The sequence below is a fragment of the Cupriavidus phytorum genome (assembly GCF_003254285.1).
Classification (GTDB): Bacteria; Pseudomonadota; Gammaproteobacteria; order Burkholderiales; family Burkholderiaceae; genus Cupriavidus; species Cupriavidus phytorum.
Map to the genome: position 1 here is coordinate 858700 of NZ_QKZN01000001.1, position 24054 is coordinate 882753.

At 68.4% G+C, this 24054-nt stretch carries 21 protein-coding genes; 10 read left to right on the top strand and 11 right to left on the bottom strand.

Going from position 1 to position 24054, the window contains the following annotated elements; all coding sequences use genetic code 11:
- Positions 1-14: 14 nt before the first annotated feature.
- Entirely contained in the window at positions 15-977 is a 963-nt protein-coding gene (locus tag C7416_RS03695; protein ID WP_111517160.1) for a Bug family tripartite tricarboxylate transporter substrate binding protein, read from the bottom strand.
- A 262-nt stretch (positions 978-1239) separates the two neighbouring features.
- Between C7416_RS03695 and C7416_RS03700 the strand changes: the two genes are divergently transcribed.
- From C7416_RS03700 to C7416_RS03710, 3 genes are all read left to right on the top strand, one after another.
- Positions 1240-1419 (top strand): hypothetical protein, encoded by a 180-nt coding sequence (locus tag C7416_RS03700; protein ID WP_111517161.1) that lies wholly within the window; start codon positions 1240-1242, stop codon positions 1417-1419.
- A gap of 132 nt (positions 1420-1551) precedes the next feature.
- Entirely contained in the window at positions 1552-2592 is a 1041-nt protein-coding gene (locus tag C7416_RS03705; protein WP_111517162.1) for a type IV toxin-antitoxin system AbiEi family antitoxin, read from the top strand.
- Complete coding sequence (locus tag C7416_RS03710) at positions 2576-3475, top strand: nucleotidyl transferase AbiEii/AbiGii toxin family protein (RefSeq protein ID WP_181461141.1); 900 nt, start codon at positions 2576-2578, stop codon at positions 3473-3475. Before C7416_RS03705 ends, C7416_RS03710 begins: the two co-directional genes overlap by 17 nt.
- A 34-nt stretch (positions 3476-3509) precedes the next feature.
- Here C7416_RS03710 and C7416_RS03715 read toward each other — a convergent pair whose 3' ends face one another.
- The 8 genes from C7416_RS03715 to C7416_RS03750 all read right to left on the bottom strand — a co-directional run bounded on the left by C7416_RS03715 (position 3510) and on the right by C7416_RS03750 (position 12893).
- On the bottom strand, positions 3510-4280 hold the full coding sequence (locus C7416_RS03715; protein ID WP_111517164.1) for a sulfite exporter TauE/SafE family protein: 771 nt from the start codon (positions 4278-4280) through the stop codon (positions 3510-3512).
- Positions 4277-5308 (bottom strand): phosphate acetyltransferase, encoded by a 1032-nt coding sequence (gene pta / locus C7416_RS03720; protein ID WP_111517165.1) that lies wholly within the window; start codon positions 5306-5308, stop codon positions 4277-4279. The genes C7416_RS03715 and pta overlap by 4 nt, the downstream gene beginning before the upstream one ends.
- A gap of 125 nt (positions 5309-5433) precedes the next feature.
- The gene (gene xsc / locus C7416_RS03725) at positions 5434-7200 is read right to left on the bottom strand and encodes a sulfoacetaldehyde acetyltransferase (RefSeq protein WP_111517492.1); all 1767 of its coding nucleotides are present in this window, start codon (positions 7198-7200) and stop codon (positions 5434-5436) included.
- Between the two features lie 396 nt (positions 7201-7596).
- Positions 7597-8772 (bottom strand): c-type cytochrome, encoded by a 1176-nt coding sequence (locus C7416_RS03730; protein WP_111517166.1) that lies wholly within the window; start codon positions 8770-8772, stop codon positions 7597-7599.
- Between the two features lie 40 nt (positions 8773-8812).
- The gene (locus C7416_RS03735; protein WP_181461150.1) at positions 8813-9670 is read right to left on the bottom strand and encodes an ABC transporter ATP-binding protein; all 858 of its coding nucleotides are present in this window, start codon (positions 9668-9670) and stop codon (positions 8813-8815) included.
- A complete protein-coding gene (locus C7416_RS03740; protein WP_111517167.1) occupies positions 9664-10734 on the bottom strand; it encodes an ABC transporter permease in 1071 nt (356 codons plus the stop codon). Before C7416_RS03740 ends, C7416_RS03735 begins: the two co-directional genes overlap by 7 nt.
- A 4-nt stretch (positions 10735-10738) precedes the next feature.
- Positions 10739-11755, bottom strand: a complete 1017-nt coding sequence (locus tag C7416_RS03745; RefSeq protein ID WP_111517168.1) for an ABC transporter substrate-binding protein — start codon at positions 11753-11755, stop codon at positions 10739-10741.
- Between the two features lie 40 nt (positions 11756-11795).
- Positions 11796-12893, bottom strand: coding sequence for an LLM class flavin-dependent oxidoreductase (locus C7416_RS03750; RefSeq protein WP_111517169.1), 1098 nt, complete (start codon positions 12891-12893; stop codon positions 11796-11798).
- Positions 12894-13085: 192 nt separating this feature from the next.
- Here C7416_RS03750 and C7416_RS03755 point away from each other — a divergent pair, with 192 nt between their 5' ends.
- The 3 genes from C7416_RS03755 (at position 13086) to C7416_RS03765 (ending at position 16633) form a co-directional block, all read left to right on the top strand.
- Positions 13086-14297, top strand: coding sequence for an acyl-CoA dehydrogenase family protein (locus tag C7416_RS03755; RefSeq protein WP_111517170.1), 1212 nt, complete (start codon positions 13086-13088; stop codon positions 14295-14297).
- Positions 14298-14405: 108 nt separating this feature from the next.
- On the top strand, positions 14406-15023 hold the full coding sequence (locus C7416_RS03760) for a cysteine dioxygenase family protein (protein ID WP_111517171.1): 618 nt from the start codon (positions 14406-14408) through the stop codon (positions 15021-15023).
- Complete coding sequence (locus C7416_RS03765; protein ID WP_111517172.1) at positions 15020-16633, top strand: rhodanese-related sulfurtransferase; 1614 nt, start codon at positions 15020-15022, stop codon at positions 16631-16633. Before C7416_RS03760 ends, C7416_RS03765 begins: the two co-directional genes overlap by 4 nt.
- A gap of 22 nt (positions 16634-16655) precedes the next feature.
- Here the strand turns inward: C7416_RS03765 and C7416_RS03770 are convergent, their stop codons facing one another.
- A complete protein-coding gene (locus C7416_RS03770; RefSeq protein ID WP_111517173.1) occupies positions 16656-17015 on the bottom strand; it encodes a type II toxin-antitoxin system PemK/MazF family toxin in 360 nt (119 codons plus the stop codon).
- Complete coding sequence (locus tag C7416_RS03775; protein ID WP_111517174.1) at positions 17008-17238, bottom strand: antitoxin of toxin-antitoxin stability system; 231 nt, start codon at positions 17236-17238, stop codon at positions 17008-17010. Before C7416_RS03775 ends, C7416_RS03770 begins: the two co-directional genes overlap by 8 nt.
- 309 nt (positions 17239-17547) lie before the next feature.
- Between C7416_RS03775 and C7416_RS03780 the strand changes: the two genes are divergently transcribed.
- The 4 genes from C7416_RS03780 (at position 17548) to C7416_RS03795 (ending at position 23910) form a co-directional block, all read left to right on the top strand.
- On the top strand, positions 17548-17958 hold the full coding sequence (locus C7416_RS03780) for a cobalt-zinc-cadmium resistance protein (RefSeq protein ID WP_111517494.1): 411 nt from the start codon (positions 17548-17550) through the stop codon (positions 17956-17958).
- A 217-nt stretch (positions 17959-18175) separates the two neighbouring features.
- Entirely contained in the window at positions 18176-19624 is a 1449-nt protein-coding gene (locus C7416_RS03785) for a TolC family protein (protein ID WP_111517175.1), read from the top strand.
- Between the two features lie 2 nt (positions 19625-19626).
- A complete protein-coding gene (locus C7416_RS03790; protein WP_111517176.1) occupies positions 19627-20787 on the top strand; it encodes an efflux RND transporter periplasmic adaptor subunit in 1161 nt (386 codons plus the stop codon).
- Between the two features lie 6 nt (positions 20788-20793).
- Positions 20794-23910, top strand: coding sequence for an efflux RND transporter permease subunit (locus tag C7416_RS03795; protein WP_111517177.1), 3117 nt, complete (start codon positions 20794-20796; stop codon positions 23908-23910).
- Positions 23911-24054 lie beyond the last annotated feature (144 nt).

A 24054-nucleotide genomic window follows, 5' to 3' on the forward strand; every position in this document is an offset into this window, starting at 1 on the left:
AGGTGCTGGCGGCCTCAATCCAGCGAGATCGCCAGCTTGCGGATCAGCTCTCCCCAACGCTTGCTGCCCGCGCCCAGCCACTGTGCCGCCTGGGCGCCGTCGCTGGCCTGCGGCCGCACGCCCTGCGCTGCCAGCGTGCGCTGGAACCCGGCATCGGCGAAGATGGATTTGAGTTCTTGCTCCCAGCGCGCGCGGATCGGGGCGGGCATGCCCGCGGGCGCCAGCATCACGAAAGCAAACTCGGCGTCAAAGCCCGCGACGCCGGCTTCGGCCACGGTGGGCACGTCCGGCAGCAGCGGATCGCGCTTGTTGCCGGAAACCGCCAGCGGCACCAGCTTGCCGCTGCGGATGTACTGCACCGCCGTGGGCGTGGCCAGGAAGCCGGCCGGGACCTGGCCCGCCAGCACGTCGCTCAGCGCCGGCGCATTGCCCTTGTAAGGCACGTGGGTGGCGGGGATGCGGGTGCGCACCTTGAGCATCTCGAAGGCGATATGGCCGGGCGACGCGATGCCCGCCGACGCATAGGACAGGTCCTTGCTCCGGGCCAGCGCCAGGAACTGGTTCAGGTTGCCGGCCTTCAGGTCCGGATGCGTCACCAGCACCTGGTTGAAGGTGCCGGCCAGCCCGATCGGCTGCAGGTCGCGCACCGGGTCGAATGCCATCTTGCGGTAGGCGAACGGGTTGACCGTCACCAGCGTGTCGGTCGACATCAGCAGCGTATAGCGATCGGGCGCGGCGCGCGCGGCGGCTTCCGCGCCGACGTTGCCGCCGGCGCCGGCGCGGTTCTCGACCACCACCGGCTGCCTGAGGTCGCGCCCGGCGCGCTCGGCGACGAGCCGGGCCACGGTATCGAGCGGGCCCCCGGCCGGGAAGTTGACGATCAGGCGTACCGGGCGCGACGGGTACGCGTCCTGCGCGTGCGCAGGCACGGCGGCCAGCAATGCGATGGCGGACAGGAAGGGGGTGAGGCGGGTCATGCTTTGTCTCCGTCGAATCGTTATCGGTATGGCAGCCGCTGTGGACGGCTCTGCTGCAGTCGCTGGCCTCAGGCCAGCGCGGTCGGGTTGGGGCTGGCGTCGCTATGCGCGATCATCGTCTGCACCAGCTCATGCAGCAGTTGCTGGCGCACATCCGCCAGCGCAGGTTCGTGCCAGAGATTGCGCGAATTCCGTCGGATCGTGGTCCAGGTCGTACAGCTCGCCCCAGTCCGCGCCTTCGTAAACGCTGAGCCAAGGCGAATTGCTGGCGGTGATGTCCGGCCGGATGACCGCGTATTTCCACGCGCTGGGCCGCCAGGTGGTGCCGTTGCCGCTGCCTTATCGCCGCGAGGGAACGGTAGGGGTGCTTCGACATCGCAACGCCGAGCACACGCCGATGCGGCAGGCGTTCATGGCGGCATTGACGGAGGCGGCACGCTGAAGTGCCGGGTGGCCATGTACGCGTTCCGCGTACAGCGCTGAATATTCGTACGCACGCGACAGGCGTTGTATGATGTTTTGCAAACGTACGCGTTACGCGTACAACGCATAAAACTCGAACACATCTTATGTGATGCGTAAAACGCCTGTAGACAACGAATTCCTGCTCCACGCTGCCGCCAGCGCCTTCCATAATGCGACCGGCCTGGGCGCGGCCGTGCCAGCATCGTCACGTTCCGATTTACAGCCGGACGGCGCGATGCGCTTCGATCTGGGTGACGGCCGCATCTGCACCTTGCCCGTGACGGTGCGGCGCGCGGTGGATCGCTTCTCCGCCGTGTCCCCGATCGCGGAAATGCAGCGTCGGCTCGGACAAAAGATGCTGCTTGTCACGTCATACGTGTCAGCCGATATGGCCGAGCGCCTGCGCAGCCATGACATCGCCTTCATCGATACCGCGGGCAACGTTTCGCTGCGTTTTCCGGACGCATTGATATATGTGGTGGGTCGCCGCGCGCCGGCCGGCAGCGTGCCGGCGCGACGCGCACGGACTGCGAGTCCCAAGCAACTGGAAGTCCTGTTCGCGCTGATTGCGGACCCGGGTCTGCTGAACGCTCCGTACCGATCGATTGCCAACGCGGCCGGCGTTGCGCTGAGCACGGTCAATCTTGCATTGGACGACCTGCTCCAACGCGGCCTGGCAGGGGTAGGCGATGATGGCAAGCGCCGCTTCAGTGACTGGGCGCGTGTCGTGGACGAATGGGCGACGCTTTATCCGTTGCGGCTCCGGCCGAAACTGGCGAGCAAGCGATTTACCGCGACGCGGCCGGAGTGGTGGCAGCGCATCGACCTTCAACGATACGACGCCGTCCTTGGAGGTGAGGCGGCCGCAGAGAAGCTTGCGCATAATCTGCGGGCCGAACGCATCACGCTGTACGCGGGTTCGGCGACGCCTCGCGAACTCATCCTCGACGCGAGGCTGAAGGCAGACCCTGCGGGCGAGGTGGAGATCGTGCATCGCTTCTGGCCAGCGGGGCTTACGTCGGCGACGGTCGTGGCGCCCAGTGTTGCGCATCCGGTGCTCGTGTACGCCGACCTGCTCGATACCGGAGAATCGCGCAATGTCGAGGCCGCGCGGCAGATTAGATCAAAGTACCTTGCCTATCATCCATGAAGTTCCCGCGGCGCGGCCCATCGACGCCGAAAGCAAGGCCCTGCTGAGCGACCTGGACGCTGTCGCCAGGCAGCTTGGCATCGCCTACTTCGTTGGCGGTGCGACAGCCAGGCAGGTAATCCTCGAGAATCTCTTCGGCAACCGGCCGGCCCGTCGCACTTACGATATCGACATCGGGATCTGCATTGCTGACTGGGCCGAACACGAAGCGCTGCGACAACGACTGGTCGCAACCGGCCGGTTCCGGCCGGTCGACAAGAACGCCCACAAACTCACTTACCACCGCGGCAGTGAACGTGTGATGGTGCTCGATATCATTCCGTTCGGAGCCATCGAAAGGCCCGCTGCGAGCATCGCCTGGCCGCCCGCCATGGATACGGTGATGAACGTCGCAGGCTTTCGCCAAGCCTTCGATGCGGCTATTCGCATCATTGTCGATGACGGGCTGATTGTCGCGTTCGCCTCGCTGCCCGGGCTGGCAATGCTCAAGCTTCTTGCATGGCACGACCGCCATTGCGACGACAGACGCGACGCCACCGATTTGTTGACCTTGTTATGCAGCTATGAAGCAGCCGGCAACCAGGACCGGCTATACGAGCAGGAAGCTGACCTGCTGGAGCAATATGACTTCGACCTCGACCTCGCGGCCGCAGCGCTTCTCGCCCGCGATGTCGCCGCACTGGTTTGCGGCGACGAGGCCGTGACGAGGCAACTTGTTGCCGTGCTCGACGATGCCAATGTCTTTGGCCGGCTGCTCGCGCACATGGCGTTTGGCGACCGCCAGCCAGTGCACGGCGACAGCATGGATCCCAAGCGCGTCTATCCACGCATGCATGCGTTCCGGGCGGAAATCATGACAATGCTGGCATCCAAGCGGTCCTGACCGAAGGCGCAGGCCGGAGCGAGGATGGCTTCACTCAGCGCAACCACGCCGAAATCGCCGGCAGCATCAAACTGACCCCGATCCCGATCAGCACCCCGAACGCGACCCGCCGTGTCGTGGTCGGCGAGAACGGCGGCGGAAAGCGCCGGCCGAGCAGCGTGGCGATCACCACCACCGGCACCCCGACCGCGGCCTGCAGCCAGATCGCGGCGTCGAGTTGACCTTGCCAGGCCGAGAACAACGTGCGCACGGACGAGGTCACGGTGAATACCAGGATCAGCGCGCAGCGGATCTCCACCGGCTTCATCGGCTGCCGGTAGAACTGGAAGATCAGCGGCGGCCCGGAGACGCCGAACATGCCGCTCAGCAAGCCGCCGAACACGCCGCTCATGAAGAAGCTGCCGTCGCCGGAACGTTGCGGCAGCGGCTCGGGTTTGAAGGCGGCGCTGAGGCCGCCGTACAGGATCACCGCGCCCAGCAGCAGCTGCAGCAGCGTGGCGGCGGTGCTGCTCAGGTATTCCAGCACCAGCACGCCGACCAGCACCGAAGGCAGGATGCCGATCGCCGCCGCGCCCACGGCGCGCCAGTCGATATGCTGGAACTTGCCCGGCAGCGCGCAGGCGCTGTTGGCCAGCGTCACCAGGCTGACCACGGCGGCGACGGTAGCTACCGGCGCCAGCCCCAGCCCGCTGGTGGCACCCATCACGATCATGCCGAGGCCAAAGCCGGTCACCGTCTGGAAATAGGTACCGGCACCGAGCAGGGCTTGCAGGCCCAGCAGCGGCAACAACAATTCCGCTTTCATGCCGCCTGCTCGCCTTTGGTGGCCTGGTCCGCGCTGGCTTGCGCCTGGACCACGGTGACGGCGACCACATGGAACACGTCGTCGGCGCTGCAGCCGCGCGAGAGGTCGTTGGCCGGCTTGTTCAGTCCCTGCAGCATCGGGCCGATGGCCTTGGCGCCGCCGACGCGCTCGGCCAGCTTGTAGCCGATATTGCCGGCCTCCAGGCTGGGGAACACCAGCACGTTGGCGTGGCCGTTCACCTGCGAATGCGCGACCTTGCGCGCGGCGATCTCGGCGACGATGGCGGCATCGAGCTGCACGTCGCCGTCGATGGCCAGGCCGGGGCGCTGCGCGCGTACGCGCTCGGTCGCGGCCACCACCTTGTCGACCGCGGCATGGTGTGCGCTGCCGCTGGTCGAGAACGACAGCATCGCCACGCGCGGCTCGTCGTTCAGCAGCGCGCGCGCGCTGTCCGCGGCGGCCATGGCGATATCGGCCAGGGCCTCGGCATCCGGATCGACCACCAGTCCGCAGTCAGAGAAGATCAGCCCGCCCTTGAGCGTGTGGAACGGCTCGCACAGCATCATCAGGAAGAAGCTCGACACCAGCCGGAAGCCCGGCGCCAGCCCGATCAGCTGAATCGCGTTGCGCACCACGTCGGCGGTGGTGTGGGCAGCGCCCGCGACCGAGCCGTCGGCATGGCCCAGCCGCACCATCAGGTTGGCAAAGCACAGCGGATCCAGCACGGCGCGCTTGGCTTGGTCGAGCGTCATGCCCTTTTTCTGGCGCAGCGCGAAAAGCTGCTGGGCGAAGGAGGGCGTCAGCGCCGAGGTGGCGGGATCGACCAGCGTCATGCCGTCGAGGGCGATGCCGTGGATGGCCGCGGCGGCGTTGATCTGGCGCGGGTCACCAACCAGCACGATGCGCGCGATGCCTTCCTGCGTGGCGCGTTGCGCGGCCTGCAGGATGCGCGGGTCGTCAGCCTCGCACAGCACGATGCGGCGAGGCGCGGCGCGGGCGCGGTCGATGATGCGGAGGATGGGTTTCATGGTTGGCTCGGTGAAACTGAAAAAAGGGCCAGCGTCCGACGCTATGCCCTTGGTGTTCTCCCCTCTCCCGCTTGCGGGAGAGGGGATACGCTCATCGCAAGCGATGCGCCTGTGCAAGCTCGGACTCAGACGTAATCCTTGTACTTGTCCAGGTAGCGCACCGGCTTGGCCAGCGCATCGCGGCGGAACGGGTCGCCCAGTTCGCGCGTGCACATGATCTCGATGATGGTGGTCTTGCCGTGGTTCATCTGCAGGTCGATGGCGCGCTTCAGTGCCGGGCCCACGTCTTCCAGGCGGTCGACCACGATGCCTTCTGCGCCCATCGCCTTGGCGATGCCGGCGAAGCTCTGGTTGTCGAGCTCGCCCGCGACGAAGCGGCGGTTGTAGAAGTCCACCTGGTTCTTCTTCTCCGCGCCCCACTGGCGGTTGTGGAACACCACCGCGGTCACCGGGATGTTGTGGCGCACGCAGGTCATGGTTTCCATCAGGCTCATGCCCCAGGCGCCGTCACCGGCGTACGACACGGCCGGGCGATGCGGTGCCGCGACCTTGGCGCCGATGATGGTGGGGAAGGCGTAGCCGCAGTTGCCCCAGCTCATCGCCGCGAAGAAGCTGCGCGGCTTCTCGAAGCGCAGGTAGCTGTTGGCCACCGAGTTGATGTTGCCGATGTCGGTCGACACCATCACGTCTTCCGGCATGGCCTTTTCCAGCTCGCGCAGCACCTGGCGCGGATGCAGGTAGTGGCCGCCGGTGGGCGTGCGCTCGTTCTTCTGCTCTTCGATCATGTCGAGGCTGTACGGGTCGCGCTCGTGCGTCCAGTCGTCCAGCTCCTTCTCCCACGCCGCCTTCTCGTTGGCGATTTCGGTGGCGCGGCCGTCGCGGGTGGCATCGCAGGCCAGCGTGCGGCCGGCCAGGCGCTGGGTCAGCGCGACCGCGGCGGCCTTGGCGTCGCCGCAGATGCCGACCGAGATCTTCTTCACCAGGCCGAGCATCTTGTGGTCGGCGTCGATCTGGATGATCTTGGCGGTCTTGGGCCAGTAGTCCATGCCGTGCTGCGGCAGGGTGCCGAACGGCCCCAGGCGCGAGCCCAGCGCCACCACCACGTCGGCGCGCGAGATCAGCTTCATCGCCGCCTTCGAGCCCTGGTAGCCCAGCGGGCCGCACCACAGCGGGTGGCTGGCCGGGAACGAGTCGTTGTGCAGGTAGCTGTTGACCACCGGTGCACCGAGGCGCTCGGCCAGCGCCTTGCATTCCTCGATGGCATCGGCCATTACCACGCCGCCGCCGGAGATGATCACCGGGAACTTGGCGTTGGCCAGCAGTTCGGCCGCTTCGTTCAGGCTCTGCTCGCCGCCGGGGCCGCGGTCGAGGTGCTGCGGCTTCGGAATCTCTGCGGTGATCTTGCCGTAGAAGTGGTCGCGCGGGATGTTCAGCTGGGTCGGGCCCATTTCGGCCTTGGCGCGGTCGAAGCAGCGCGCGGTGAACTCGGCCATGCGCGCCGGGTTGGTGACGTGCCCCTGGTACTTGGTGAACTCCTGGAACATCGGCAGCTGGTTGGCTTCCTGGAAGCCACCCAGGCCGATGCCCATGGTGCCGGCCTCGGGGGTGACGATCACCACCGGGCTGTGGGCCCAGTAGGCGGCGGCGATCGAGGTCACGCAGTTGGAGATGCCGGGGCCGTTCTGGCCGATCACCACGCCGTGGCGGCCCGACACGCGGGCGTAGCCGTCGGCCATGTGGCCGGCGCCTTGCTCGTGCACCACCGGGATCAGGCGGATGCCGGCCGGCGCGAAGATGTCCATCGCGTCCATGAAGGCCGAGCCCATGATGCCGAACATGTCGGTCACGCCGTTCGCGGCCAGCGTTTCGACGAAGGCTTCGGACGGGGTCATGGTCTGCGGGCCGGCGGGAACCTGGCTGTCCTTCGCGGCGGCCGAGCCACCGGAAACGGCGGGATTCGAGGTGGTTTCGAGGTCGCGCATGGCGTTGTCTCCTGATGAGGGTGTTATAAAGTGGAACAAGGCGTTCCGGAAAATTGCTTGTTGGGGGAAATGTAGGCGGAAGATTTCCGTTGGTCAATAGAAAGTTTTGGTTTACGGAATGAAATTGATTAAAAATCGAGACAACAAGTGAAATTGAGTGCTCCATAAGGCATTTTTAGGTCTGAGATGCGGCAGTCGTCGCCAGCGGATCTACCGCAGGCCGCAAAAAATCCCCAGCGGCGGCAGTAAAAAAGGGAGGTCGATGAGGTGGACCGCACGCGAACGGTGCGGCCCGGTGACGGCAGCTCAGTGAATGAAGCCGCCCTTGACGAAGCGCACCGGCTCGGCGTCCATGCGCAGCAACAGCGCGGTCAGGCCGTCGGCCACCGGGGAGGGCGTACGTGGCGTGGCGGCGTCAGGACCCGACACGCAGACCAGGTCCGCGTCGGACCACGGCCGGCCAGGCGTGCCTTGGGCGCGCAGCCAGCCGTCGCGGTCGGCCAGCAACTGCGTGCCGGCCAGCCGTGCCGGCGCCTGGCCGGAGATCGCCGCGACCGCTTGCCAGGCATGCGCCGAGGCTGCGGTGCAGCCCGCGCGGAAGCGCGGCACCTGCGCCGGCGGGCGGCCGTCGGGCGTGACCAGCACGGTCAGGAAGCGGGGATCGTCGAAGGGCAGAGTAGAGGCGCCGTCGACCGCCACCAGCCGCACGCGCTGCCCGCCGCGCCATGCGGACAGGGCCACCGGCGCGGCGTCGCCGCAACGGACCGCAAGCTCGGGCAGTTGCAGCGGCACCGGCCAGTTACCTGCGCTGCCGCTGCTAGCCGACAGCGCCTTCATATAGTCGATCACGGCCCAGGCCTCGGCATCGCCAAGCTGGTCGCGGAAGGCCGGCATAGTGGGTTGCCCGAGCCGGTCGCGCATGCCGGCCAGCACATGCCAGAACAGCTCGCCGTCGGCTCGCCGCGCCAGCAGCGGGCTGGCCAGCGTGGGCGGCCACACCGCCAGGCCGGCGGCGAGCGGCCCTTCGCCGCGCCCGTCCGTGCCGTGGCAGCCGGCGCAATGCTGCGCATAGACGCGCGCGCCCAGGGCAATGGTGTCGACGGAAAAGCGCGTCGGGCTGGCGTGGAAGCTGGTGGGCGCGGCCGGCACGAACAGCAGCGATGCAGTGGGCCATGGCGCTGCCACCAGCGCCAGCGCGCCGACAGCCAGCAGCACGCCGCGACGGCGGCGCCAGGCCAGGGCCAACGCCACGGCCAGCACCGCGACGGCAACGGCGCACAGGGTCAGGCCGAGCTGGCGTGCCAGGCCGAGATCGATCAGAAGGGTTTCGCCGGCCACGCGCCGTGCCCATGGCCAGGCGGGCTGGCCGTGGCTGTCTCCAGTCAGGCCCAGCACATGCAAGAGCGACAGCAGGCCGCGCTGCAGCGCCTCCACCAGCACCAGCAACGCATTCAGCCAGGCCTGCGGCGGCGGGCCGCTCATCGCGCGGCCCGCGCGGGGAAGTACGGCGCCATGCCCATCATTACCAGCTGGCGTCGAGTCCCAGGTGGCGCAGCGCCTCATGGCGCAACGCGGTCAGGCGCGGATCGCCGCGATGGCGGGGATAGGGCAGGTCGACGCGGATCTCGGCCGCGATGCGCGCTGGGCGCTGGCTGAACACGATGACGCGCTGCGCCAGGAACAGCGCCTCTTCCACGTCGTGCGTGACCAGCAGCGCCGAGAAGCGCGAGCGCTGCCACAGCTCGACCAGGTCGCTCTGCATCGCCAGCCGCGTCAGCGAATCCAGCTTGCCGAGCGGTTCGTCAAGCACCAGCAGCCGCGGCTCGTTGACCAGCGCGCGCGCCAGCGCCACGCGCTGCGCCATGCCGCCGGACAGCTGATGCGGGAAGGCGCGCGCGAACGATTCCAGTCCGACCCGGCGCAACGCGTCGTCGACGCGATGGCGCTGCTGCGCGAGGACGCCCTGCGCCTGCAGCCCGAGCGCGACGTTGTCCCAGACACGCCGCCACGGGTAGAGCGTCGGGTCCTGGAACACCACGATGCGCGACGGGTCCGGCTCGGTAATCGGCACGCCGTCCTGCAGGATGTCTCCCGACGTGGGCTGCTCCAGGCCCGCGACCAGCCGCAGCAACGTGGACTTGCCGCAGCCGCTGGGGCCGAGCAGGGCAACGAATTCGCCCGGCGCGACGTCGAGATCGACGTCGTCGAGGACCTGCAGGCGCTCGTTGCCCTGGCCGAACCAGTGGCTGACCTGCCGGATATCGATACGGGCGCCGGTCGGCGTTCCCGCGTCTTCGCTCTGCGCGTGGCGGGAAAGGGAAGCCTGCTTCGCGCGCGGGAAAGAACCCGCTGCCTTCAACCGCTCGACCACGCTCACCATTTCACCGTCCCCTTCTGCCACGACAACACGCGGTCGCGCGCGGCGAACAGCAGCGTGATCACGCCCGAGAACAGCAGCGCCATCACGATCAGCGCCGCATACATGTTGACGTACGAGGCCCAGCCCTGGGCCCAGGTCAGATACCAGCCCAGGCCCGACTTCACGCCCATCATCTCCGCCGTGACCAGTACCGAGAACGAAGCGCCGAGCCCCATGAACAGGCCGACGAACACCTGCGGCAGCGCCGCAGGGATGGCCACGCGCAGCACCAGGAACCAGCCCGATGCGCCCAGCGTGCGCGCGACGTCGTAATAGCTCTTGCTGACGCCGGCCACACCCGACCACGTCAGCACCGCCACCGGGAACGCCGTGGCCAGCGCAATCAGGAACACCGCCGCGGCATAGCTCGACGGGAAGAAGTAGAAGGTCAGCGGCAGCAGCGCGGTCGACGGCAACGGCCCCAGCACGCGCAGCACCGGATGCACCCAGTAGCCGATGCGCCGCGACCAGCCGATCGACACGCCCACCAGGAAGCCCGCCAGACCGCCATACGCGACGCCCAGCCCGAGTAGCTTCAGCGTGTTCAGCGCACTCTCGCCCAGCCGTGGCCAGTCGTCCGCATACACCTCGATCAGCGCTTGCGGCGGCGCGAAGAAGGGCGTCGGCAGGATCGCGGTCTTGGCGGTCAGGATTTCCCAGGCCGACAGCGCGACGGGCAGCGCCACCAGCCACGGGCCGGCGGCGCGCAACGCCGCCAGCGGACGCTGCGCGGTCCGGGCCCGCTGACCCGCCAGCGCCACCACGGCGAGCACGGCCGCGCCCACCAGCGCCGCGATGCCAAGCTCCGCGGTATAGGCCCAGTCGCTGAAGCCCCCTGCCTGGTTGGGCCATTGCCATGTCAGCGCACCAAACGCTGCCCACGCCAGTGCGGCGAAAATGCCGGTAGCCCAGATCCGGCCGGCGTGGCTGGATGCGGCTGCGGTTGCGTACGGTGCGTGCGGTGCGGGCGCAGCGGAGGGCTGGCGCCCGAGACCGGGATCGAGCGCGCTTTGGCTTGTGGTCATGGCATTACCCCAGCACATTGGCGTAGACATGCTGCGCCAGGCGTTTGGCATCGGTGGACTTCTTCAGCACGCCGATGCGGCGGAAATCGTCGGCGTAGAACGCGATCTCGTCGCGCAGGTCGACACCGGTCGGGTGGTGGGTATAGGTCAGCGTGGCGTAGAGCTTGCGCAGGTCCTCCGGATTGATCTTGGGCGAGTACCTGGCGAACACCTTCGCGGCCTCGTTGGGATTCTCGTTGACATAGTCGGTGGCCTGCACGATGGCGCGCGCCAACGACGTCGCCGCGGGGCGGTCGTTGCGCACCAGTTCGCCGCGCGCGCCGACCACGCAGCAGACCTTGCGCGCGTACTCGCCGGTGAGGTTGGTGGCCAGCTCCACGTAGGCGCCGTTGGTGCGCTTTTCCAGCAGGTAGAGATTGGGGTCGCCGTCGGCAATGGCCTGGATCTCGCCCTTGTCGACCGCCACGCCGAGCAGGTCGGCAGGGTACTGGCGCCACGTCACGTCCTTGTCGGGGTCGATGCCATGCTTGGCCAGCAGGATGGTGAAGAAGTGCTTGCCGGGCGCCGCCAGGTCGCTGACGCCGACGGTCTTGCCCTTCAGTTGCTGCAGCGTGGTGACGCCCGCGGCCTTCGATCCCACCAGCCGCACGCAGCCGCCGTGCGAACTGCCGATGATCTTGACGTCGAAGCCGGCTTCGAGCGGCTTGAGCCAGCGGTGGATCATGCCCACCGCGGCATCGGCCTTGCCGGTGGCGATCGATTCCAGCAGCTGGTCGGTCGAGCCGCTGTAGTTGATCAGGTCGACCTGCAGGCCGTTCTTCTCGAAGAAGCCTTTCTCCTGCGCCACCACCACCGGCGTCAGGCAAAAGGAATTCTGGTTCCAGGCAAAGGTCAGCTTGCGCGGCGCCGACCAGGCCTGCCGGCCGAGGATCAGCGCGGGCGCGGCCACGGCGGCGGCGCCGGCAAGGCGCAGCACGCGGCGTCGGCGCGGATCGGCATGGTTGCTGTGGTTCTGGCTCATGTGGGATTCCCGTCGTCGTGGTGTGATGGGTCGGCTTCGCTCAGGCGGCCTGGCGCTGCGTGGCTGCCGCGGCGTCGTGCTGCGCCACCAGGGCGCGCACGCGCGGGATCAGCTCGCGGCCGTAGTCGATGGCGTCTTCCAGCGGGTCGAAACCGCGGATCAGGAAGGTGGTGACGCCGAGTTCGTAGTACGCCAGCAGCGCCTGCGCAACCTGCTCGGGCGTGCCGACCAGCGCGGTGGAGTTGGAGCGTCCGCCGGTCTCGCGCGCGATCGCGGTCCACAGGCGCTGGTCGACGCGGTCGCCCTGCTCGGCCGCCGCCAGCAGCCGGCGTGCCCCTTCGCTCTGCTGCGGGCCGCCGCGGCTGTAGCCGGCCTGCACGCGCAGCGCGCGGGTGCGTTCGAGGATGCGGTCGGCACGCGCCCAGGCCTGGTCTTCGGTGTCGGCCAGGATCGGGCGGAACGATACCGAGAAGCGCACCGTGCGGCCGTGGCGCGCGGCTTCGGCGCGCACGCGCGTAGTCAGCTCGCGCACCTGGTCGAGCGACTCGCCCCACAGCGCGTAGACGTCGGCATGCTTGCCCGCAACCGCCAGCGCGGCGGGCGAGGCGCCGCCGAAATAGATCGGCACATGCGGCTGCTGCGCGGGCTTGACCTCGGAGAAGCCCTGGGTAAAGCGGTAGAACTGGCCTTCGTGGTCGAACGGCGTGGTCTCGGTCCAGATGCGGCGCAGGATGTGCAGGTACTCGTCGGTGCGCGCATAGCGCTGGTCATGGTCGAGGAAGTCGCCGTCGCGCTGCTGCTCGCTGTCCGAGCCGCCGGAGATGACATGCACGCCCAGGCGGCCGCCGCTGAACTGGTCGAGCGTGGCGATCTGGCGCGCCGCCAGCGTCGGCGCGGTAAAGCCGGGACGGTGCGCCAGCATGAAGTGGATGCGCTCGGTCACGCTGGCGGCGTAGGCAATGGTCAGGGTCGCCGACGGACCGGTGGAGTGGTGGGGCACCAGGATGCGGTCGAAGCCGGCCTGCTCATGCGCCTGGGCAAATGCGCGCACGTAGTCGCGATCGATCACAGGATCTGACGGGGGATGGATCTCGGACTGCTTCTGGCTCTGGATCATGCCGATGAAATCGACGCTCATATGCGTTCTCCTGGAAGTCGGTGTCGGTGGATTGGGACTGAGGCAGAAAGTACGACAGCGGCGCGCCTGCGCTAACGAATAAAAACGACGCTCCATATTCAATAAGCATCGTTTTCGCCGGGCGCCGCCGGCGCTACGCTAGGCGGCATTCGGTGCGCGCCGCGCGCTCATTCATTCCCGGAGTCTTGCTTCATGTCCCTGACGTCTGCCCAGCGCCGGCTGCCTGCCAGCGATGCGCGCCTTGGCGAAGTGCTGTCGGCGCTGTCCGCGCGCTTTGCCGGCGATGCCGGCGCGCACGATGCCGCCGCCAGCTTCCCGCACGACAACTTCGCGCAGCTGCACGCCCATGGCCTGATCGCGCAGGTAGTGCCGCGCGCGCACGGCGGCGGCGGCGCGGGGCTGGCGCAGGCGCGCCGCATCGTGGCCGCGCTGGCCGGCGGCGACGCCGCGACCGCGCTGGTGCTGACCATGACCTACCTGCAGCATCGCGCCATTGCGCGCGCCGATTCGCACTGGCCGGCGGCGCTGCGCGAGCAGGTCTTCGCCAGCGCGGTGCAGGAGGGCGCGCTGATCAATTCGCTGCGGGTGGAACCGCAGCTCGGCTCGCCCGCCCGCGGCGGCCTGCCGGCCACGGTGGCGACGCGGGTGGCCGACGGCTGGCGCGTCAGTGGCCGCAAGCTGTACAGCACCGGCATCCCCGCCTTGCGCTGGCTCGCGGTGTGGGCGCGCACCGACGAGCCGCAGCCGCGCGTGGGCGTGTTCCTGGTGCCGGGTCCTGCGTCGGGTATCGCCGGCGTGCGCATCGTGGAGAACTGGAACCACCTTGGCCTGCGTGCCTCGGGCAGCCACGAGACCGTGCTCGACAATGTCTGGATCCCGCCGGACCACGCCGTCGATATCCGTGCGCCCTCGGCGTGGGCGCCGGCTGGTGCCAGCCAGGCGGATGCTGACGCCAATGCCGACCAGCAGGCGTGGATGGTGGTGCTGCTGGGCAGCCTCTATGACGCGGTGGCGCGCGCGGCGTCGGCCTGGCTCAACGACTTCGTGCGCGAGCGCGCGCCCGGCAGCCTGGGCGCGCCGCTCGCAACGCTGCCGCGCGTGCAGGAGGCCGTCGGCGAGATCGCCGCGCTGCTGCGCGTCAACCAGGTGCTGCTCGACGACGCCGCGGCGCGCACCGACGCGGGCGATCCGCCGGCAAGCGCCGACAGCGGCCTGCTGAAGTTCACCGTGACCGGCAACGCCATCCGCGCGGCGGAATTGGCGCTGCAGCTGTCGGGCAACCACGGGCTGAGCCGCAACCACCCGCTCGAGCGCCACTATCGCGACGTGCTGTGCAGCCGCATCCATACGCCGCAGAACGATTCGATCCTGCTCGCCGCCGGACGCGCGCAGCTGGGCGTGTAAGCGCCGCCGCGCCCGCCATGCTATGTTTGCGGGGCCAGCGCCCCGCAGAGGGCCGCGCGGCCGGCCCCGGCGGCCGGCAACCACAACGAGACACTCCGGAGCATTCCCATGGGCAGTTCCCCCGATCCCAACGCGCTGGCGCCGCTGCGCGATTTCATCACCGGGCTGGCCGCGCTGCTCGACCAGCAACCCGACGAGACCCGCATCCTGCGCGAAGGCGGGGCGTTGCTGGCGACGCTGGTTGCGCGCGATGACTGGCTGCCCGAGGCGTGGGCCCAGCCGCACCCCGAGTACTACCAGCAGCACCTGCTGCATTGCGATTCCGCCGAGCGCTTCTCCATCGTCAGCTTTGTCTGGGGACCGGGCCAGCGCACGCCGATCCACGACCACACCGTGTGGGGCCTGATCGGCATGCTGCGCGGCGCGGAAGATGCGCAGGCCTTTGCGCTCGACGCCGGCGGGCGCCCCGTCGCCAGTGGTGCGAACGTGCGCTTGCTGCCAGGGCAGGTCGAAGCCGTGTCGCCGGCCGTGGGCGATATCCATCGCGTCAACAACGTCTACGACGACCGCGTCTCGGTCAGCATCCATGTCTACGGCGCCAATATCGGCGCGGTGCGCCGCTCGGTCTACGCCGAGGACGGCACCCGCAAGCCCTTTGTCTCGGGCTATTCCAACCAGACCCTGCCCAACCCGTGGGACCGCTCCCGCGAACTTTCCCAGTCATGACCAACGTTTCCGCTACGCCGGCCTTTCCGACGGTTTCTCCCGAAGCCGTGCGCAACGCCTTGCGCAACCGCGACGAGATCGCGCTGATCGATGTGCGCGAGGAAGATCCCTTCGCGCAAGAGCACCCGCTGTGGGCCGCCAACTTTCCGCTGTCGCGGCTGGAACTGGACGCGTGGGCGCGCATTCCGCGCCGCGATACGCTGATCGTGGTCTACGGCGAGCATGCCGGCGCCGACCTCGCGCCACGCGCGGCGGCGGTGCTGCAAGGCCTGGGCTATACCCGCGTGCATCGGCTCGAAGGCGGGCTGCGCGCGTGGATCGATGGCGGCGGCGAGGTGTTCCGCGATGTCAACGTGCCGAGCAAGTCGTTCGGCGAAGTGGTTGAAGCCGCGCGCCATACGCCGTCGCTGGCGGCCGAGGAAGTGCAGGCACTGATTGACAGCCGGGCCGATGTGGTGATCGTCGACGCGCGCCGCTTCGACGAGTACCAGACCATGAGCATCCCCACCGCCACCAGCGTGCCGGGCGCCGAGCTGGTGCTGCGCGTGCGCGAGCTGGCGCCCGATCCGCGCACGCGCGTGATCGTCAACTGCGCGGGCCGCACGCGCAGCATCATCGGCACGCAATCACTGGTGAACGCGGGGATCCCGAACCCGGTGGCGGCGCTGCGCAACGGCACCATCGGCTGGACCCTGGCCGGCCAGCAGCTGGACCATGGCGCCAGCCGCCGCGCCCCGGCCGCGGTCAGCGACGCCAACCGCGACAGCGCCCGCCGCGGCGCGCGCGCGATCGCCGACCGGGCCGGCGTGCGGCGCATCGCGCTGGCGCAGTTGGACACGCTGCAGTCGCCTGGCCGTACGGTGTACCGCTTCGATGTGCGCACGCCCGAGGAATTTGCCGACGGCCACCTGCCGGGCTTTGTCAATGCCCCGGGCGGGCAGCTGGTGCAGGAAACCGACCACAGCGCGCCGGTGCGCGGCGCGCGTATCGTGCTGGCCGACGACGATGACGTGCGTGCCAGCATGACGGGCTCCTGGCTGGCGCAGATGGGCTGGGAGGTGTGGGTGGTGGAACCGGTGGCCGCGTCCGAGCGCAGCGAAACCGGCGCGGTGGCCGCGCCGGTGCCAACGCCGACGCCCGTCGCCAGCGTCGGCACGGCGCAGCTGGCTGCATGGCTGGATGCCGGCGATGGCAGCACCGCCGTGCTGGACTTCACCACCAGCGCCAACTACGTCAGGCGCCATATCCCGGGCGCGTATTTTGTCATTCGCGCCCAGCTGGCCGACGCGCTGGCCCGCATCCCGCGGCGGCAGCGCTACGTGCTTACCTGCGGCAGCAGCCTGCTGGCGCGCTTTGCCGCCGCCGACCTGCGGCGCCTGACCGAAGCGGAGGTATTCGTGCTGGAAGGCGGCACCCAGGCCTGGATCACCGCGGGGCTGCCGCTGGAGAGCGGCGAGACGCGCCTGGCCTCGGACCGCACCGACCGCTATCGCCGTCCCTATGAAGGCACCGACAACCCGCGCGAGGCGATGCAGGGCTACCTGGACTGGGAGTTCGGCCTGATCGCGCAACTGGAGCGCGACGGGACGCATGGGTTCAGGGTGGTGTAGGGCGTCTGCGTCGCGGCAACACCTACAGCCGCAGCAGCAGGCGCATGGCCTCTTCCACCTTGCGCAGGTGATTGGGCGCCAACGTCGCCACCGGGCGGCTGCCCATGAAACGGCGATTGGATATCGCGCGGACCTGGTCGATCAACAGGTCCGTTTCATGGGCCAGCCCCGGCAGCTTCCCCAGCGCCACGCGCAGCGGAAAGCAATCCTCGGACTCGGTCTGAGATGTCCCGGGCACGACGATCGTAGTCGGATGACCGGCATCGTTGAGCAGATCGGTCTGCAGCACCAGCGCCGGCCGGTTGCGCTTGGCCGGCTCTTCCCGGTGGGTCTGGGGATTGAAATCGACCTCCCAGACCTGTCCCCGCCTCAGCTTAAGCAAGGCCGTCTCCGGCGGTGCTGTCCATCTCTTCGTTGGCAGCCAGGTGCTTCGCCCCTAACTTGCGCGACAGCATCGCGATACGATTGGCCATCTCGCGCTCGTTTTTCTCGCGGACGGCGTCGCGGATGTAGTCCGACGTCTTCTGGCCTGCCGCAGTCGCCAGCGCGCGGGTTTGCTCGGCCAGTTCTTCGCCTGCGCGGAATGACAGGGTCGTGCCTTGCATGAGTGGCTCCGACAATGGGTAATACGCAATTATAGCGCTCATTTGTCACTCGTTTCTGTATTACGAAATTGCAGACGATAACCTGCGCCGCTTGGGCGAAAGGTGAAAGAAGCCTACGGAGACGGGCAATGGCGGGGAAGGGGAGGAGTCTGAAAGACGTGAAAGGCGCGCGATCTCTCTACAGCAAGGGAACGAACGTAACGATTCCCTGTCAATCGTAATCGTTCAGTTACAATGCTGTCCTGCAGCATCCCTGGCGGCCACCGCAACACCCTGGGCCCAGGCGATGCCGCCAATGCCCCCGACCCAATGCGACTGTTGTTCCTGCTGCTGACTGCCATGTGCCTGTCGCTGCTCTCCTTTGGAGCAGCGGCGGACGCGCGCGCGGCGTTGCCGGGGCCGCAGCAGGCAGGGGTGGACCTGATCGACATGGCGGCAGCCCAGCCTGTCGACGATCTGGGCCGCATCGTGGTGCCCGGCGATGACGGGCTGCACGACGACGATATCTGCGATGACCCGCCCCCCGGGTACTGCAATATCTGGTCGGCCGACCTGCTCGATCCGCTAGACCTGCTCGACGAGATCGAAGAATCCAGCGCGCTGTTTGCCTTGCCGCCGGTGAAGCTGCTGTTGCCCAGCGGCGACGTGGCCCAGCGCCCGCCTGGCCGCGCCGACCCGCCGCCTTCGGCCTTTTTCCGGCCGCCCATAGTTCTGGCCTGACCGCTTTCCTGCGCCCGCACCGTGCGCGCTGCCGCATGCAGCCGCCCGCCCGCGGGCCGCGCCCCTTTGCCTGATATCGCCAGCCTGCCTGCCGCCTGACCGCGCGGGCATGCCGCCGCCGTTGTGCGTCCTGCCGTGATTGCGTCCCCGTGACGGCGTCACCCGGGGCGGGCGGCAGCGTGGCGAGAGGCAGACGTATCGCTTGCTTTCCCGACTCATGACAACAACCAAGCTGACCCTGATCGCGTCGCTTTCGCTGATGGCGCTTGCCGCGGCCCCGGCCCAGGCCGGCGCCCAAGGCGGGACCTCCGCGAAGGAGACAGACCTGGCCGGTGCCGCGCCCGCGGCCCGCGCACCGCTGTCCAAGCCGGCTGCCGCGCCGCTGCCGGGCGCCGCCATCCTGGCGGCCGCCGCCGTACCGAAGACCGCCCCGGCCGCTGCCGCTGCCGCCGGACCCGCTTACTCGCTGCCCCAGCTGCTCGACCTGGCCCAGTCCACCAACAAGGGCGTGGCCGCCGCCGAAGCCAACGTCGATGCGGCCAGCGCCGCCATCAGCAGCGCTCGCGCCTATCCGAATCCGCAGGTCGAGGTGATGTATGGCCGCATGTCCGGCAAGCAGCCGGGCGTCGCCAGCGGCAATGCGCCCAGCTATGCGGTGGTGCAGAAGTTCGATTACCCGCACCAGCGCAGCCTGCGCGAGGCCATGGCGACGCGCGGGCTGGAATCATCGCAGGCGCTGCGGCAGGGCTTCCGCGCCGACCTGGCCGCGCGCGTGAAGACCGCCTACTATGACGTGCTGCGCCGCGAGAGCGAACTGCACGCCGCCGAGGAAGACCTGGCGATGATGCGACAGATCCACTCGCGCGCGCGCCTGCGCGTGGAGGTGGGCGAGGCCCCGCGCTACGAGCTGATCAAGGCCGAAACCGAACTGCTGGCGTCGCAGAAGAGCCAGCAGACCGCCGAGCTGCGCGTCAACCAGGCCAAGGCCGCGCTGCGCCAGCAGGTGGGCGGCGCCATGCCCGGGCAGTTTTCGCTGGCGGGCACGCTGGGCCAGGCGCCCGACGTGCCGCCGCTGCCGGCGCTGCGCGACACCATGACCGCCAGCAACGCCGAACTGGTCCAGCGCCGCATGGAGCTGGAGCGCGCGCAGCTGGGCGTCGATTACCAGAAGTCGCTGCGCTGGCCGGAAGTGGCGCTGCGCGCCAGCACCGACCGCCAGCCCGACAACAACGTCTCGCAGATCGGCCTGATCCTGACCATCCCGCTGTGGGACCGCCGCCGCGGCCCGGTGGGCGAAGCCACCGCGCAGGCCACGCAGGCGCGCAGCGCGCTGGAGATGCGCGAGTTCGAGCTGACGCAGGAACTGGAAGCGGCCTACCGCCAGTACGAGATCAACCAGGCCCAGGTGACGGCGCTGGAGTCCGGCATCGTGCGCGAGGCCGAGTCGGCGCTGGGCGTGGCCGAGGCCGCCTACCGCTTCGGCGAGCGCGGCATCCTGGACTACCTCGATGCCCAGCGTGTGCTGCGTGGCGCGCGCAATGAGCTGATCGCCGCGCAGTACGACCTGCAGCTGGCCGCGATCCAGATCGAAAAGCTTATGTCGACCGCCCCCGGCGCCACCGCCGCGCCGGGCCTGCAGCCGACGTCCAACATCGAACAGAAATAACCATGCGTCCCAATTTCCTGCTTTCGCTGACAGCCGCCGCCGTCCTGACGTTCAGCCTTGCGGCCTGTTCCGACAAACCTGAGCCGGTGGCCGAGGCGCCCAAGCTGCCGCCCGGCGTGATCCAGCCCGAGGGCAACCTGCAGAAGGGCCTGAAGGTGGCCCCGGTGGCCACGTCCCCGTTCAGCGAGATGCTGCGCGTGGCCGGCCGCATCGACTTCGACGAACAGCGCGTGTCGCGCATCGGCGCCAGCGTGACCGGCCGCGTCACCGACCTCTATGCCACGCTGGGCCAGGAAGTGAAGGCCGGCCAGGTGCTGGCGCGCCTGCACAGCAGCGAGCTGGGCGCGGCGCAGATGGCGTTCCTGAAGAGCGAGGCCCAGACCGAGCTGCAGGGCCGCAACGCCGAGCGCGCGCGCCAGCTGTTTGCCGCCGACGTGATCGGCCGCGGCGAACTGCAGCGCCGCGAGAGCGAACTGGCGATCGCCTCGGCCGAGATGCGCGCCTACCGCGACCAGCTGCGCGTGCTGGGCATGTCGGCGAGCTCGATCGCGCAACTGGCCAAGAGCGGCAGCATCAACTCGCACTCGCCGGTGTATTCCAGCATCAGCGGCACCGTGGTCGAGCGCAACGTGGCGCAGGGCCAGGTGGTGCAGCCCGCCGACGCGCTCTACACCGTGGCCGACCTGTCGCGCGTATGGGTGGTGGCCGAGGTGCCCGAGCAGCAGGCCGCGCAGGTGGCCGAAGGCCAGAGCGTCGAGATCGAGGTGCCGTCGCTGGCTAACGGCGCCGGGCGCCAGACCATTACCGGCAAGCTGATCTACGTGGGCCGCACGGTCAATCCGCAGTCGCGCACGGTGCTGGTCCGCACCGAGCTGGAGAACCGCGAGGGCCGGCTCAAGCCCGCCATGCTGGCGAGCATGCTGATTGCCGGTAAGCCGGTCGACCAGCTGGTGATTCCGGCCTCGGCGGTGGTGCGTGATGGCAACGACGAGCTGGTCTATGTCGAGATGCCGGGCAACAAGTACCGCCTGACCCGCGTCAAGCTGGGCGCCGAGAGCGACGGCATGCGCGTGGTCCAGAACGGCGTGAAGGCTGGCGACCGCATCGTGGTCGAAGGCGCCTTCCACCTGGACAACGAGCGCAAGCGCCTCGAACAAGGGTAACCGGCCATGATGAAATCCCTAGTCGAAGCCGCCATCAAGCAGCGGCTGGTGGTGTGCGTCCTTGCCGTGGTGCTGTTCTTCTTCGGCCTGCGCGCTGCTACCAAGCTGTCGGTGGATGCGTTCCCCGATGTGACCAACGTGCAGGTGCAGATCGCCACCGAAGCCGCGGGCCGTTCGCCCGAGGAAGTGGAGCGCTTTGTCACCGTGCCGGTGGAAATGGCCATGACCGGCCTGCCCGGGCTGGAAGAGATGCGCTCGCTGAACAAGGCGGGCCTGTCGCTGATCACGCTGGTGTTCACCGATGCCACCGACGTGTACTTCGCGCGCCAGCTGGTGATGGAGCGCCTGATCGAAGTGGGCGGGCGCATGCCCGAGGGCGTCACGCCCGTGCTGGGGCCGGTCTCGACCGGCCTGGGCGAGGTCTACCAGTACACGCTGGACCGCGCCGACGACGGCAACCGCGAACTGACCCAGGAAGAGCTGGCCGAGCGCCGCATCGCCCAGGACTGGGTGGTGCGTCCGCTGCTGCGCTCGATTCCCGGCGTGGCCGAGATCAACTCGCAGGGCGGCTACGTGCGCCAGTACCAGGCGCTGGTCAACCCGGAGCGCATGCGCCATTACGGCGTGTCGATCCAGCAGGTCTACGAGGCGCTGGCGCGCAACAACGCCAACTCGGGCGGCGGCGTGCTGCCGCACTACGCCGAGCAGTACCTGATCCGCGGCGTCGGCCTGGCCAAGGGCGTCGAGGACCTCGGCAGCATCGTGCTGAAGGAAGTCAACGGTACGCCGGTCTACCTGCGCGACGTCGCCAACGTCACCATCGGCCATGAGGTGCGCCAGGGCGCGCTGGTCAAGAACGGCCAGACCGAGGCGGTCGGCGGCATCGTCATGATGATGCGCGGCGGCAATGCCAAGGAAGTGGTCAGCCGCGTCAAGGCCCGCGTGGCCGAGATCAACGAGCGCGGCATGCTGCCGGGCAAGCTGCAGATCGTGCCGTACTACGACCGCAGCGAACTGGTCGACGCGGCGCTGTGGACCGTGACCAAGGTGCTGCTCGAAGGCGTGGTGCTGGTGGTGATCGTGCTGTTCCTGTTCCTCGGCGACGTGCGTTCGTCGATCATCGTGCTGGCCACGCTGGTGCTGACGCCATTGCTGACCTTCATGGTGATGAACGAGGCGGGGCTGTCGGCCAACCTGATGTCACTGGGGGGGCTGGCGATCGCCATCGGCCTGATGGTCGACGGCTCGGTGGTGGTGGTCGAAAACGCGTTCGAGCGGCTCGGCCACAAGGAGCCCGGACTGACCAAGACCGAGATCCTGGTCAAGGCGGTGCAGGAAGTGGCCACGCCGGTGATCGTCGGCGTCGGCATCATCATCCTGGTGTTCCTGCCGCTGATGACGCTGTCGGGCATGGAAGGCAAGATGTTCGCGCCGCTGGCGTTCACCATCTCGATTGCGCTGGCGATCTCGCTGTTCCTGTCGCTGACGCTGTCGCCGGTGCTGTCTTCGTACCTGCTCAAGGGCGGTGCCGAGCATGACACCTTCCTGATCGCCTTCATGAAGCGCCACTACCTGCGCCTGCTGCACTGGGCGCTGGGCAACAGCCGCAAGACCGTGCTCAGCGCCGTTGCCGCCTTCGTCGCCACGCTGCTGATCGTGCCGCTGCTGGGCACCTCGTTCATCCCCGAGATGAAGGAAGGCTCGATCGTGCCCGCGATCGACCGCGTGCCCAACATCTCGCTGGAAGAGTCGATCAAGCTGGAGAAGGAAGCCAACAAGCTGGTGCTGGGCGTGCCGGGCGTGAAGTCGGTGGTGTCGGGCGTGGGCCGCGGCGAAAGCCCTGCCGACCCGCAGGGCCAGAACGAATCGACCCCGATCGCCAGCCTGAAGGACCGCGACGAGTGGCCCGACGGCTGGACCCAGGACGATATCGCCAACGCCATCCGCGAAAAGCTCAAGGTCATTCCGGGCGTGCAGATCGTGATGGCGCAGCCGATCTCGGACCGCGTCGACGAAATGGTCAGCGGCGTGCGTTCCGACGTGGCGGTGAAGGTGTTCGGCGATGACCTCGACAAGCTGCGCGAGCTGGCGGGCGAGATCGCCCGCGTCGCCGGCGGCATCCAGGGCTCGCAGGATATCCGCATCGAGCGCGTGTCGGGCCAGCAGTACCTGTCGATCGAGATCGACCGCCAGGCGATCGCGCGCTACGGCCTGAACGTGTCGGACATCCATGACGTGATCGAGATCGCCATCGGCGGCAAGCGCGCCACCGACATCTTCGAGGGCGAGCGCCGCTTTGCCGCGGCGGTGCGCCTGCCGGAGGAGTTCCGCAACAACGTGCAGGCGATCCGCCAGCTGCTGGTGAACACGCCCGACGGCATGCAGGTGCCGCTGCAGAGCGTCGCCCGCATCGACGTCAACGACGGTCCCGCGCAGATCAGCCGCGAAATGGCCAAGCGCCGCGTGGTGGTGATGATCAACGTGAAGGACCGCGACCTGGGAGGCTTCGTCGCCGAGCTGCAGCAGGCGGCCGGCGCCAAGGTGAAGCTGCCCGAAGGCTATTACCTCGAGTGGGGCGGCCAGTTCCAGAACATGGAACGCGCCATGGGCCACCTGAAGATCATCGTGCCGGTCACCATCGCCGCGATCTTCTTCCTGCTGTTCCTGCTGTTCAACTCGCTGCGCTTCGCCACGCTGATCATCACGGTGCTGCCGTTCGCATCGATCGGCGGCATCATCGGGCTGTTCGTCACCGGCGAATACCTGTCGGTGCCGGCGTCGGTGGGCTTTATCGCGCTGTGGGGCATGGCAGTGCTGAACGGGGTGGTGCTGGTGTCGTACATCCGCACGCTGCGCGACTCGGGCCTGTCGCTCGATGAAGCGGTGGTGCAGGGCGCGACCCAGCGTTTCCGCCCGGTGATGATGACCGCGACCATCGCCATGCTGGGCCTGGTGCCGTTCCTATTCTCGACCGGCCCGGGTTCCGAGGTCCAGCGGCCGCTGGCGGTGGTGGTGATCGGCGGGCTGATTACGTCGACGCTGCTGACGCTGGTGATGGTGCCGACGCTGTATCGCTGGTTCGATGACCGCAAGCCGGATCCGACCAGGGACGTGCCGGTGTAAGACGAGCTCGCTGATCTGAATCGACCGCTTGTTTGCTCCCCTCTCCCGCCTGCGGGAGAGGGAGTACGCAAGCGGTCGATCAAGGACCGGTGTGCCTGGCAATTGCTCCAACGACGACGCCCCATGCAAGTCGCTGCTTGCATG